General features: G+C 46.2%; 10 protein-coding genes and 2 pseudogenes. 8 read left to right on the forward strand and 4 right to left on the reverse strand.

Annotated elements, in window-relative coordinates; all coding sequences use genetic code 11:
- Positions 1–126 precede the first annotated feature (126 nt).
- The gene (locus AC6R05_RS19415; protein WP_032553459.1) at positions 127–870 is read left to right on the forward strand and encodes a GntR family transcriptional regulator; all 744 of its coding nucleotides are present in this window, start codon (positions 127–129) and stop codon (positions 868–870) included.
- Positions 871–955: 85 nt separating this feature from the next.
- Here AC6R05_RS19415 and AC6R05_RS19420 read toward each other — a convergent pair whose 3' ends face one another.
- Positions 956–2,935 carry a methyl-accepting chemotaxis protein gene (locus AC6R05_RS19420; protein WP_500648360.1) on the reverse strand — a complete coding sequence of 660 codons (1,980 nt, stop codon included), beginning with the start codon at positions 2,933–2,935 and terminating at the stop codon, positions 956–958.
- 341 nt (positions 2,936–3,276) lie between these two features.
- Here AC6R05_RS19420 and AC6R05_RS19425 point away from each other — a divergent pair, with 341 nt between their 5' ends.
- Both AC6R05_RS19425 and AC6R05_RS19430 read left to right on the forward strand, forming a co-directional pair.
- Positions 3,277–3,450, forward strand: a complete 174-nt coding sequence (locus tag AC6R05_RS19425; protein WP_172974289.1) for a hypothetical protein — start codon at positions 3,277–3,279, stop codon at positions 3,448–3,450.
- A 91-nt stretch (positions 3,451–3,541) separates the two neighbouring features.
- Entirely contained in the window at positions 3,542–4,129 is a 588-nt protein-coding gene (locus tag AC6R05_RS19430; RefSeq protein WP_500648361.1) for a TetR/AcrR family transcriptional regulator, read from the forward strand.
- A gap of 60 nt (positions 4,130–4,189) precedes the next feature.
- Here the strand turns inward: AC6R05_RS19430 and AC6R05_RS19435 are convergent.
- Positions 4,190–5,542 (reverse strand): annotated as a pseudogene (locus AC6R05_RS19435) (PTS fructose transporter subunit IIBC); the annotation flags it as partial.
- 98 nt (positions 5,543–5,640) lie between these two features.
- A pseudogene (locus AC6R05_RS19440) lies at positions 5,641–6,061 on the reverse strand (PTS sugar transporter subunit IIA); the annotation flags it as partial.
- Between the two features lie 185 nt (positions 6,062–6,246).
- On the opposite strand from AC6R05_RS19440, the gene AC6R05_RS19445 reads away from it, so the two are divergent.
- The gene (locus AC6R05_RS19445) at positions 6,247–6,555 is read left to right on the forward strand and encodes a PTS fructose transporter subunit IIB (protein ID WP_500648362.1); all 309 of its coding nucleotides are present in this window, start codon (positions 6,247–6,249) and stop codon (positions 6,553–6,555) included.
- A complete protein-coding gene (locus AC6R05_RS19450; protein WP_239840416.1) occupies positions 6,555–7,328 on the forward strand; it encodes a PTS sugar transporter subunit IIA in 774 nt (257 codons plus the stop codon). Before AC6R05_RS19445 ends, AC6R05_RS19450 begins: the two co-directional genes overlap by 1 nt.
- A gap of 16 nt (positions 7,329–7,344) precedes the next feature.
- Here the strand turns inward: AC6R05_RS19450 and AC6R05_RS19455 are convergent, their stop codons facing one another.
- Positions 7,345–8,184, reverse strand: coding sequence for a helix-turn-helix transcriptional regulator (locus AC6R05_RS19455; RefSeq protein WP_032553464.1), 840 nt, complete (start codon positions 8,182–8,184; stop codon positions 7,345–7,347).
- A gap of 379 nt (positions 8,185–8,563) precedes the next feature.
- Between AC6R05_RS19455 and AC6R05_RS19460 the strand changes: the two genes are divergently transcribed.
- The 3 genes from AC6R05_RS19460 (at position 8,564) to AC6R05_RS19470 (ending at position 12,480) form a co-directional block, all read left to right on the forward strand.
- Complete coding sequence (locus AC6R05_RS19460) at positions 8,564–10,468, forward strand: PTS fructose transporter subunit IIABC (RefSeq protein ID WP_500648363.1); 1,905 nt, start codon at positions 8,564–8,566, stop codon at positions 10,466–10,468.
- A 94-nt stretch (positions 10,469–10,562) separates the two neighbouring features.
- The gene (gene manA, locus AC6R05_RS19465; protein ID WP_500648364.1) at positions 10,563–11,780 is read left to right on the forward strand and encodes a mannose-6-phosphate isomerase, class I; all 1,218 of its coding nucleotides are present in this window, start codon (positions 10,563–10,565) and stop codon (positions 11,778–11,780) included.
- A 259-nt stretch (positions 11,781–12,039) separates the two neighbouring features.
- On the forward strand, positions 12,040–12,480 hold the full coding sequence (locus AC6R05_RS19470; RefSeq protein ID WP_500648365.1) for a PTS sugar transporter subunit IIA: 441 nt from the start codon (positions 12,040–12,042) through the stop codon (positions 12,478–12,480).
- Positions 12,481–12,487: the final 7 nt, after the last annotated feature.

The raw sequence follows: 12,487 nt of genomic DNA on the forward strand, positions 1-12,487 counted from the left end.
CGAGAATATCTCTCGCACTCACAATCTAGGGTGAATCCAGGTTTCACCTTAGATTGTTCATTTCTTTTTCTGCGCTTCGCAAATCAGGTATACTTCTATCAAATATAAAAGCGAAAACAGACCTTTATGAGCACCTACCAGCCTTTGCTAACTCTCATTCAAAACCGAATCGAGCAAAAAGATAAATCACCGCTTTACCTGAAGATTGCGGAATCAGTCAAACTAGCGACTGAGCAAAAACTTCTGAAAGGTGGAGACTTTATTCCGACCGAACGTGAGTTCAGCGACAGATTGGGCGTATCTCGTATTACGGTAAGAAAAGCACTCGATGTATTGGACAAAGAGGGCGTGATAGTTCGTTCGCGCGGCTTAGGGACAATGATCAGTGAAACCGTTGAATACTCAGGTAAAGAAGCGACGGGCTTCTCGCAGCAGGCTGTTTTAAAAGGCAAAAAACCAGACACTTTGTGGATCAAGAAAGATGTCATTGAGTGTTCGTCAGAGATTGCGAGCAAGCTTTCCATTAAAGAGAATGAACAGGTCTTTTTACTTAAGCGCGTTCGTTACATTGACGAGCAAGCCGTCTCGATTGAAGAGTCTTACGTCCCTGCTCACTTGATTAAGAACCCAGATGAGATTCAGCTTTCGCTATACGACTATTTCCGTAGCCAAGACATCTCTCCAACTAAAACTCAGAGTCGCGTATCGGCGCAAATGCCAACTCAAGAGTCGCTAGAAAAGTTGGCGATCGACAATAATGTCCCAGTACTCCTCATCGAGCAGACCGCTTACGACAAACAGGGCGTGCCGATCGAGTACAGCATCAACCATTGTCGTGGTGACATGTATGTATTTGTGAGCGAAGACTAACCTAATCCAAAATAGAAAAAGGCCCGTGAGACTTAACGAATCACGGGCCTTTTCTTTATTTTTTGCTCTATATTTCTAGCAATCTTTATCGCTTAAACACGTTAGACAACGTTTTCAGTGAGGACGCAAGCTCAGCCTGATCGCGAGCCGTGACAGCAATCTGAGTGGCACCTGTGGTTGATTCTGTCGATTTCTGTTCCACAGAGATAACATTCTTGGCGATATCTTGCGTCACAACCGCTTGCTCTTCAGTAGCCGTTGCAATCTGCTCTGCCATGCTGAATATCTCACCGACAGAATCAGAGATACTCTGCAGGCTTTGCTCAACATCACGAGAATCTTCTACCGCTTTTTGCGACATTTTTTGGCTGTTATCAATGACGTCAAATGCACTTTGAACATCGGTTTGCAGGGCTGTTACAAAGCCTTCGATCTCAGCCGTCGACTCTTGAGTGCGCTGCGCCAATGTTCTTACTTCATCCGCAACAACCGCAAAACCACGACCTTGCTCGCCAGCACGAGCCGCCTCAATTGCTGCATTCAGTGCCAATAGGTTAGTTTGCTCAGCGACCGATTTAATCACATCAATAACACTGTTGATGTTACTGCTACTCTCATTAAGGTGTGCGATCTTATCTGCTAAGCCATTAATCTCATTAGCCAGATGCTCGATTGAGTGGTAAGAATTTTGAACCGTTTCTAATCCAACCTTAGATTGCTGGTCAGCCGTTTGCGCTGAAGCCGCCGTTTGCTGAGTCTTATCTGCCACCTCGTTAACCGTCGCTGATAGCTCTTCGGTTGCCGTTGCGATTAAGCCAATTTGATCTTGTTGCTCGACCAATGCATGAGAATTGTAATCACAAGTCTGCGACGTCTCTTCTGCCGCAGAAGCCAACGACATGCTTGAGTGAGACAACTGATCCATCACGTCTTTAAACTTCTCTAAGGTCGAATTCAAAGACGCTGCAATTTGACCAAGCTCGCTGCTCCCTTCGTATTTAGCACGCACTGTTAGATCATTGCTATCGCGAACACTAGCCATCACCGACGTTAAATTACTGACTCGTGTTGTTAGGTCTCTCACCACTTTGATGCCCACGAACAGAGCAACCAAGGACACAACCGCGAACAACGCAATGCTAAACAGCATCTGAGTTTGCGCCTGCTGAGCTTTATGTTCGGTGAGGTTAATCAATGAATCTGCAAGATGATTTTCTGTCTGTTTCAGTTTAACGATGCGTCCTGTTGATTGAGCAAACCAGTACACTGGGTCTGTATCAAACCCACTCATGGTCGATTTAGCGACTTCTCTTAAGCGTTTTACTTCATCAACCGCTTTATCATTAAGTTGCTGCTCAAAAAACGCCACATTTTGTGGTGTGCTCAGCTCTCTAAAGTTAGAGAAATAAGTATCTTGCTGCGTCACCAGTGAGATGAACTTCACCAACATGCCATCACCAAACTCATCTTTAGAGAAGGTATTGCTTAAAACGGCACGCTCGATACCCGCTCTCTCTTTACCTTGCAGGAAGTTGTAGTAAGCGATGGTCTCACGAGTGATCACCGAATCACTGCTTAAATCAGCAATCAAAGAAGACACACTCAATAACTTAGCGTTAAGCTGGGTGTAATAAGCAAGCGCCTTCCCTAAAGGGATAGTTTGTGCATCAACCTGACGACGAATGTCTGTTATTTGGTTGAGGCCTTGAGAAATTGTTTGATTAAGTTGTGTAATCTCTGGCAATTCCACATTTTGTGATTGCCAAAAGTCGTTACGAGCAGAACGCTTTTGGTTCGTTAGATTGCGTTGATCGCTAAGCTCTTTACCAAACTTGGTGCCTTTAGCCCCCAAGAAACCAGCCGTCATACCGCGTTCTTTCTGAAGCTCGTGTACCAGTTCACTGTACACCACAGAAAGGCGAGTTAATTGATTAAGGGTCTGCATCTCTTGTGATGTGTTGACGCTTTGCGATATAGCTGAAGCACTGAGCCACAGAAACCCAAGTATGGGTAGAATAAGTAGGGCAAATATTTTTTGCTTGAACGACATGTCCGTTAGTTTCATAAACCTTTCCTAGCAGCTGACAAATCTCTATATCCCGACTGTGGCACACTTCTTACTTGGTACACCTTTACCGAGATCATTTAATTATCAAATTAATCAATAAATGTGCCATCCTGAGATATCACCCGGTCAAAATAACAGCTAAGCTTATAAAATATAGGGCTTTAATTGGTTTCTAGAGGCTCGACACTACCTAATAAGTCTATAAGTGACATACAACACAATACGCACATGCCCAAATAAACAACAAGTTGCATTATATTGGTGCGTATTGCGGTGGAGATCCGAATGGGTATAATGCGCCGCTGACAAAATAGATGAACTATTAATGAGGCAAATGTATGAAGTGTCCTTCTTGTGAAGAGCATGTTGGTTGGGACTGGATTGAAGATGAAGCTATTGAACCCAATGAAGAGTTCGAATGCCCGGAGTGCAGCGAAACCTTGATGTACACCATCGATGAAGGCACCTATTACGGAGCCGAACACAAAACCGTTGAAGTGGTTGATAGCTAATAGCCACTGCTACAGATCGTGAGATCCTTTACTCTCACGCCGACCATGCTTAAAATGTTGAACATGTGTTCAAAGTCTTTAAGGTTACCCAATGGCAAATACAGCGAAATTCGATAGACAAGATGTGATCGACAAAGCCACCAATCTCTATTGGGAAAAAGGCTTTCACGCCACGTCAATGCGTAACCTGCAAGACGTGATCGACATGCGACCGGGCAGCATCTACGCCACCTTCGGTAGTAAAGAGGGTCTGTTTAAAGAGACATTAGCTCGCTATACCGAATTAGGTAAAGCGAACTTAAAGCGTGCTCGTGAAGAAAACAGCTCGCCACTAAAAGCACTTGAGAGCTTTGTTCGACGCGCGGTCGTTGAGTCAAAACAGAGCGCACCCAATGGGATGTGTATGCTTTCCAAAACGGTTGCTGAACTGACCAACGAACACCAAGAGCTACTGGATGAAGCGAAGAAGTGCCTAGTGGTTATGGAAGGTGAGTTTGCCAAACTGGTTGTTGAAGCGCAGCAACTTGGTGAAGTAGACCAGAGCCGTGATGCCAAGCAGCTTGCTCGCCATGTACAGGTACAAATCGCAGGCTTGCGTACTTACGCAAAAACTTGCGATGACTTAGATCTGCTCAATACCATGGTTGAAGATATCTTTAAGTACCACCCTTTCAAATAGAGTGATTTGATAACGTCGGTGGGATTGGCTCTAATACCAAAGAGCCAATCTGCCAGTCAATCACACCTTACGAAGAATCAGCCCTTGTCCGTTGAGCATCGCATCCTTGGTGCCAACATCGACAATCTTCTTACCTCGGAATCTTTCGACTTCTTTAATCGCCACATCATGAGCGAAAATCACTAATCGCGCGTGGTCGATGTCCTTTTGCGTAATTCGGTTGCCAATCCCATTTGCACCTTGTGTCTCTACCTTAATTCGAACGCCTAGTTGCTGAGCGGCTTTCTCTAAAGACTTAGCAGCAAGGAAGGTATGAGCAACACCAGAAGGGCAAGAAGTAACAGCCAGAACATTGGCTACTCCCTCTTCCGTGACAGAGCCACCAAGCTCCTGATGACTATAACCTTGCTCGTGTTCATCGACGGTTTTCTTCAATAAGATCACAACCAGAGCAGTTGTAAGAGAACCCGCTAAAGTGCCCGCAATATAAGCAATTTTACCATCAACGACTGGCAGAACAATCCAACCGCCCCACGGCGCGTGGTTGACCACATGGAACATAAAGCCAATCACATTCCCCACAATGCCCCCCGCAATAACTGCCGGAAGCACACGAGCAGGGTCTGCTGCAGCGAATGGTATCGCCCCTTCGCTAATACCAATCATGCCCATGATACCTGCCGCTTTTCCTGCTTCACGCTCATCACGTTTGAATTTTTTCGGCGAAAGGAAAGTCGCCAACGCCATGCCCAATGGCGGGGTACAAATTGCGATACCAACACCACCCATCAACCAAGGCTGAGTGTTGACTTGCGTTTGGGCAAACAGAGTGGCGACCTTATTGATCGGCCCCCCCATATCGAAGGCTGTCATTCCGCCGAGTACTGCGCCCAGCAAAACTTTTCCAGACCCTGCCATTTCGGTCAGCATCAGGTTCATCTCCGTCATAAACGAGGCGATATGCGAACCGATGCCCCACATCACAACACCGCAGGTCACAAAGGTTCCGACGAGCGGATAGATAAAGATAGCACTCAGCGCGGTCATGCTTTCAGGCAACTTTATCCGTTTTAGCAATTGAACGATATACCCCGCTACAAAGCCTACGATAATCGCGCCTAGAAAGCCGGTTTGATATTGCTCTACCGCCACCCAGGATCCGATCATGCCTGGAGCCAAGCCTGGTTTGTCAGCCATCGAATAGGCGATGTATCCGCCGAGCACGACGGTAAACAGAGTCAAACCTGCAACACCCATTTGCGCGACATCGGCCAGGAAGCCAGATTGAGGTAACGCAGCTTGCCCAGTCAGCATGACTGACAGCGACAGCAACACCCCGCCCGCCACCACAAACGGAATCATATGCGAAGTGCCGTAAAGCAAGTGCTCTTTAACGCGATTGAGAGCTTGAGTGTAAGGACGGCTGACAAGGAGTTGTTCGTCGATAGATTGATTCGCAGTATTTGAAGAAGAGGAATTCATATCGATATCTGAAAACAGCATGATGACATCTTCAGCTGACTCTACCGCCTTCAATTTTGTAACAAAGCCATCCTCGATAAACTTGGTCGAGACTTGTGCCAGAACCTCAATATGATGTTCGTCGTTGTTATCTGGAGAGGCGAGCATAAAGAAGACGTCTGAACACTCCCCTGTTTCTGCTCCGTAATCGATCCCTTGACGGCTGATACCAATCGCAATCGCAGGTTTAGATACCGAGCTGCTCTTGGCATGAGGAATCGCGATACCATCATCAAACCCTGTATTGCCTATTGATTCTCGCGCCCACAGTTCTTCAAGGAAAAGTTGTTTATTCGAAAGCTTACCGGCGCTATCGAGCATCTCCACCAGCTCTTCAAACACTTGCTGTTTGGTCGTTGCCTTGAGATCCAAGCAGATCGTATCAGATTCAATGAAATGTGTGATGTCCATAGCGGCTCGATATTACTGAATATATAAGGTTAGGTTAGCGGTCAAAACCACCCAATCATATAGCACTAAACATGCATTAACTGGATTTTTGTAACCAAGAAATCAGAGTGTGAAGTGAGACTTTTGAATTCCAAACAACTCCCTCTAATATTTAAGGGCTTTCTTCATCTACACAGAGAACCATCATGAGAATTGTAGCGGTAACTGCGTGCCCTACAGGCATTGCCCATACTTACATGGCTGCAGATGCACTAACTAAAACAGCGCCTAAGTTTAATGTTTCGATCAAGGTCGAGACACAAGGAGCAATGGGCGTTGAAAACCAACTCAGCGCGCATGATATTGCCCAAGCAGACCGTGTGCTGATCGTCTCTGATATCGAAATAGAACAACCGAATCGCTTCGATGCCAATAAAACCGTGCGCATTGCGATGGAAGACGTGTTGCTCAGCGTAGAGAAGATCTTCATCAAATACTGTCGCAGCTGTTCATGATCCCAGAATATCAACTGACGTTTTTTGTCGACAACGCCTCTGCCAGTGCGCACGCAGCCCAACCTCTGTGCCGCCTTGCTCGCAAGTTCAAAAGCTCTATTCGTATCATCAACATCACTCAGGGTCGTGCAGCGGATCTCTCTAAGTCTGTGGCTCTACTACAAGTGGGGCTGCTTAAAGGCGATCTGGTTCAGATTACTGCAGTCGGACTTGATGCGGAGTTGGCGTGCTTTGTTCTCAAAGATGTGATTGCCGAGCATTATGTCTTGGTTGGGTCACAGGTCAATCATGAGTTCTCTACTGACTTGATGCAGCGTTTCCCTCAGATAAGTCCGCCATGTGAGGTGGATTGGCACCACGCCAAAGCGCAAACTCAGCTCACCAAGTTCGAGTGTTTGAAAGGCCTAGCCCATCTTATCTACCCTGAGAATCCGGATGAACTGATTCTGTCATTCATTCGACGGGAAGAACGTTCTTCGACCTGTGTAGCACCGGGAATTGCACTGCCTCATGTAATGTTTGAGCACTGCGAGAGAATGTCGATAGCTGTGATTGTTAGCGAAGATCAGATTGATTGGGCGTCCAAGATTGGACAAGTGTACGTCGCGATAGCACTGGTCATGCCGACCAAACCACAGAGAGAGCAGATCATTGCAGCGACCAATCTGACACGCAACCTACTCAATGATCAGATCACCGAACGTTTGCAAAAAACCAAAAGCAGCATCGACCTGCAAGCCTTGCTGATGTACCTCACTTCTCGTTTACTGTAAGCACTCAATCCCCAGATTAGATAGAGCTACGATATTCACTCGGCGTTCTTCCTGTACGGTTTTTAAAAACTCGGCAGAAATAGTTCACATCTTTAAAACCACAACGTACCGAGACTTCATTGAGCTTAAAGTTATACTTCTTAAGCATGAACTTGGCCCGGTCGACTCGCACTCGCGTGATGTACTCGGCCAACGTCATGTGGCCTTGCTGGCGGAACATTCGCGACAAATGGTTAGAGGAAATACTAAAGCGCGAGGCGATGCTGTCACGGGTGATCTGACGGTGGAAGTTCTCTTGAATATAGATACAAATGCCCTGATACACATCTTGTACTCGGCTGTGAGACTTCTCGACAGGCGCATCTAACATCGTCTTACTGTATTGCAGCAGGGCTTGCAGTAATAACTCATCCATAGGTTGCTTGTTACTTTCCCTCGCAAGTGAACTAAGCGCCTCCAAAATGTTATCAATCGCAAAGCCAGAACGAGTCTGAATACTGTGCTTTTGAATATCGTAGAAACTCTCTTCGCCTTTGCGCTTACTCACCAAGCTTAAACCCAGCTGACGGCGTCCAAACAACATACTCAGCACTGAGCAATCAGTATCCCAGTTCGGCTTGTTCCAACAGTTAGGCGGGATGAAAATCGCATCCCCCGCTTTCGCGACAACGTTAGTGATCTTGCGATCATGACTCTCCATTTCATTAATATACTCCCCGTCGAGCACCAGCTCTAAGCGCGGAAAGTTCACCTGATAGCTGAATGCAGAAGGCGTGTGAAAATCTCCCGCAAACCAGATGTTATGAAATGGCTCTCGTTCATTCAGAACAGACGAGATTAGGTCATGAAATATCATTGTTTCGAACTCTTATAGGCAGCAATAACGCTACAGGAATAGATATACTCCTTAGTGAAACATAGTGCTATTGAGCAAAATCACAACTTGAGATCTAGGTTACAAAAATCCAGTAATGGAAATAAATATCCAGTCTAATTCCAGATTTTGAACACCAGAATCACAATATGACAATCATCCTGAACCCTTATCAATAAAAGCCTTAACGCCTCATAAAAGCTGTCAACACACCCCCTAAACTACCCTACTGAACGATCAAAATCACACTCCACCCAGAAGGCAACAATCATCCAGTAAATGCGTTTTTTCTTCACTACAGAAGGCAAGTAATCAATTTCAGAATATCCCTAACAAAATAAAAACAGAGTAGGGGTTCATTATGATCACGACATTGATCAATCAAGATTTGATTAAGCTTTCGCTTAGCGCCAATTCCAAAGAAGACGTATTTAAAGAGCTGATCGACGTGCTTTACACACAAGGTCGAATTTCAGACAAAGCACAGTTCCTTGCCGACATTAAAGCTCGAGAAGAACAAGGCAACACTGGTTTTGAAGAAGGCATTGCCCTACCACACGCGAAGAGTAGCGCGGTAATCAAACCTGCGGTTGTTATCGGCGTGCACAAGCAAGGCATCGACTACGGAGCCGATGATGGCCAGCCTTCAAAACTGTTCTTTATGATTGCCTCTCCCGATGGTGGCGACAATCACCACATTGAAGTACTGGCAGAGCTTTCTTCAAAATTGATTGAAGAAGGTTTCATTGAGAACTTCATGAATGCCGACTCCGAACAAACGGCATTGGAATTACTGCTGACTAAACCAGAGCCAGTTCCAACCGAAGAAATGACAGAAACCCAAGGCTTCATCATTGGTGTGACAGGTTGCCCAGCAGGCGTGGCACACACTTACTTGGCAGCGGAAGCACTAGAGAACGGCGCAGCAGCACTTGGCTATGATGTTAAGGTTGAAACTAACGGTTCTATCGGTGTTAAGAACAGCCCAACTCAAGAAGAGATAGAACGTGCCGACGCGATTGTCGTGGCTTGTGATAAACAGGTCGACATGGCTCGTTTTGCTGGCAAACGTGTTATCTGCACCAATGTAAAAGCGCCAATCAAAAACGCGCAGGGCTTGATCCAAGAAGCGCTACACGCACCAAACTACCAAGCAGAACAAACACCGACGAACCAATCTGTTGCCGAGAAAGCCTCGCAAGCGCGTTCAGACCTTTATCGTTACTTGATGAATGGCGTATCTCACATGATCCCATTCGTTGTGACGGGCGGCCTTTTGATTGCCCTAGCGCTAGCGATTGGTGGTGAGCCAAGTGAATCTGGCATGGCGATCCCTGCAGGCAGCATGTGGAACCAAATCCTAGAAGTGGGTGTGGTGGCCTTCACCCTAATGATCCCGATCCTGGCTGGCTACATCGCTTACGCGATCGCTGACCGCCCAGCTCTAGCTCCTGGCTTAATTGGCGGCTGGATTGCGAACAACGGTTCTTTCTACGGTGCTGAAGCGGGCACAGGTTTCATTGGCGCAATCATCGCCGGTCTATTGGTCGGCTACTTCGTTAAGTGGATTACTTCGTTTAACTACCACAAATTTGTTCAGCCGCTTGTGCCTATTATGATCGCTCCGATCACTGGTTCGTTATTCATCGCAGGTCTGTTCATCTTCGTCATTGGCGCACCTATCGCGGGGCTAATGGATGCGCTTACTGCGCTGCTAACCAGCATGAGCACAGGTAATGTGGTTCTACTTGGCATCGTACTGGGTGGCATGGCTGGCTTTGATATGGGTGGCCCATTCAACAAGGTGGCGTTCCTATTCTCGGTTGGCATGATTGCCAGCGGTCAAACTCAATTCATGGGTGCGATGGCGTGTGCAATCCCTGTTGCTCCACTTGGTATGGCTATCGCAACCAGAATCGGCCGTAAGTTTGACCTGTTCGAATCTTCTGAAATTGAAGCAGGCAAAGCTGCAGGCGCGATGGGCTTAGTGGGTATCTCTGAAGGTGCGATTCCTTTCGCCGCTCAAGACCCAATGTCAGTTATCCCTGCCAACGTACTTGGCTCAATGACAGCTGCGGTTATGGCGTTCTCGTTTGGTATCACCAACAGCGTTGCTCACGGTGGTCCTGTGGTTGCTCTACTTGGCGCAATGAACTACCCACTACTAGCACTTGTGTGCATGGCGTCTGGTGCGGGCGTAACTGCGGTTACTTGTATCGCGCTTAAAAATTTACGCAAAGCCAAGCTAACAACAGCAGCGGCTTAAGCCATTTCAACTCCAATGGCTTGAGCCCACTCTACTCTCGCATTTCATTAGGCCGAGTAGATCTCAAGCCATGTTTCCTTTCATGGTGATTTCGATGTCTGATTTTTCTTTAGCGAACGATTCGTTCGTACAACGCTTTTTCTATCCTATGACCAACGTGATTCAGAACTACGCATGGGGTAGCCCTTCTTCATTCAACCAACTGTTTGGTATTGATAACCAGTCTGGTGAGCCACAAGCCGAGATCTGGATGGGGGCTCACCCAAATGGCTGCTCAATGGTGAACGACAACGGGCAGCAAACCACATTATCGAGCTTGATCTCTAAGAACCTAAACCTGTTTTTGAGCGAGAAAGTGGCGAATCGATTTGGTGAATTGCCATATCTTTTCAAAGTGTTGGCAGCGGAGAAAGCACTCTCTGTTCAAGTTCATCCAAACAAGCAACAAGCGGAATCTGGATATGCACTAGAAGAGCAGCAAGGCATTCCGATGACAGCGGGCAACCGTAACTACAAGGATCCTAACCACAAGCCAGAATTGGTGTATGCCCTAACCGACTACACAGCGATGAATGGCTTTAGATCGATAAGCGAGATCCTTGAGCACTTTCATTATCTCGATATTCCAGAGTTGCATTCGATGGTTAACGATCTCGCGGGCGACCAAACTCCCAATGGATTAGCCTGCTTCTTTGCAAGCTTGTTGTCTCTGGAAGGCGAGCAAAAAGGCATGGCGTTAACCATGCTGCTGATGAAGGCTAAGCTATCAGATAAACGTGTATTCCAATTGATTTCAGAGCTTGAAGCTCAATACCCTGGTGATGTCGGCTTATTCGCTCCACTGCTACTAAATGTGATTACCCTAAAACCAGGGCAAGCCATGTACCTTGATGCCGAAACACCTCACGCTTACATCAAGGGCACAGGTCTAGAGATCATGGCGAACTCCGATAATGTGTTGCGTGCAGGGCTGACACCTAAGTACATGGACGTAAATGAACTGGTTTCTTGTACTCGATTTAATGAGAAACCTGCGGATAGATTACTGCTGAGCCCGATTGAGCAAGGTGACGTGATGGAATACGAAATTCCAGTCGAAGACTTTAAGTTCTCTATCGTGCAAAACTCACAGCAACGACAGATCACGACCGAAGGTGCCGAGATCCTATTGCCACTCGACGAGTCCATGGTGCTCACTCACCAATGCGGCGAAACCTGCGTGATAGAGAAAGGCCAATCGGTGTTCATTCCTGCTTATGCTGAGAGTTACAAACTGGACTGCGTTGGCCGAGTAGCGCGCGCTTACAGCTAGCTTTCTAACAACTCACAACACACTCTTCATGCCCTGCTTTTGCGGGGCATTTTTTGTTTCTGAAGAGGCCAGTCTACGTGTCAAAAACATAAAAAATACGTCATCAAATATGCCCCATCTCACACTGGATGAATGATGCAAATCACACTTAATTTTGCTTGGTACAAATGTGCAGTGAAGGGCTTTTATTTGCTATTTCGCGAATCAGGTTAATCCATTAATTTTAATTCAAGAACTTCAATAGTGAATGAGTTAATAAATGATCACACAACTAACTAACGTCAACTTAATTAATAACAACCTTCAAGCGAATAATAAAAGAGAACTGTTTGAAGAATTAGCAGGCATGTTATTTGAGAATAACCGAATCAGCAGTAAAGAAGCCTTTTTGGCAGACATTGAAATTCGTGAATCTCAAAGCATCACCTCAATGGACGGCATCGCTTACCCACACTCAAAAAGCAAGGCAGTAACTGAGCCAGCAATTGCGGTCGGTGTTAAGCGCGAAGGCATTGATTATGGCGATGAAGACGGTATTAACCCAACCGTATTTTTTATGATTGCTTCACCAGATAACGGTGCTGACCATCATATTTATGTACTACAAGAACTATTTGGAAAATTCAGCGATGAATTTATTCAAGATATCCATAACGCAAAAGATGAACATCAAATCCTTAATATTTTAATTAATTCATAAGGCGTAG

Source organism: Vibrio sp. R11-SG3-ISO9, from assembly GCF_059834255.1.

Excerpts from the sequence above, each read along its gene's own strand:
- AC6R05_RS19415 (WP_032553459.1), top strand. The coding sequence starts at position 127 with ATGAGCACCTACCAGCCTTTGCTAACTCTCATTCAAAACCGAATCGAG.
- AC6R05_RS19420 (WP_500648360.1), bottom strand. The coding sequence starts at position 2,935 with ATGAAACTAACGGACATGTCGTTCAAGCAAAAAATATTTGCCCTACTT.
- AC6R05_RS19425 (WP_172974289.1), top strand. The coding sequence starts at position 3,277 with ATGAAGTGTCCTTCTTGTGAAGAGCATGTTGGTTGGGACTGGATTGAA.
- AC6R05_RS19430 (WP_500648361.1), top strand. The coding sequence starts at position 3,542 with ATGGCAAATACAGCGAAATTCGATAGACAAGATGTGATCGACAAAGCC.
- AC6R05_RS19445 (WP_500648362.1), top strand. The coding sequence starts at position 6,247 with ATGAGAATTGTAGCGGTAACTGCGTGCCCTACAGGCATTGCCCATACT.
- AC6R05_RS19455 (WP_032553464.1), bottom strand. The coding sequence starts at position 8,184 with ATGATATTTCATGACCTAATCTCGTCTGTTCTGAATGAACGAGAGCCA.
- AC6R05_RS19460 (WP_500648363.1), top strand. The coding sequence starts at position 8,564 with ATGATCACGACATTGATCAATCAAGATTTGATTAAGCTTTCGCTTAGC.
- manA (WP_500648364.1), top strand. The coding sequence starts at position 10,563 with ATGTCTGATTTTTCTTTAGCGAACGATTCGTTCGTACAACGCTTTTTC.
- AC6R05_RS19470 (WP_500648365.1), top strand. The coding sequence starts at position 12,040 with ATGATCACACAACTAACTAACGTCAACTTAATTAATAACAACCTTCAA.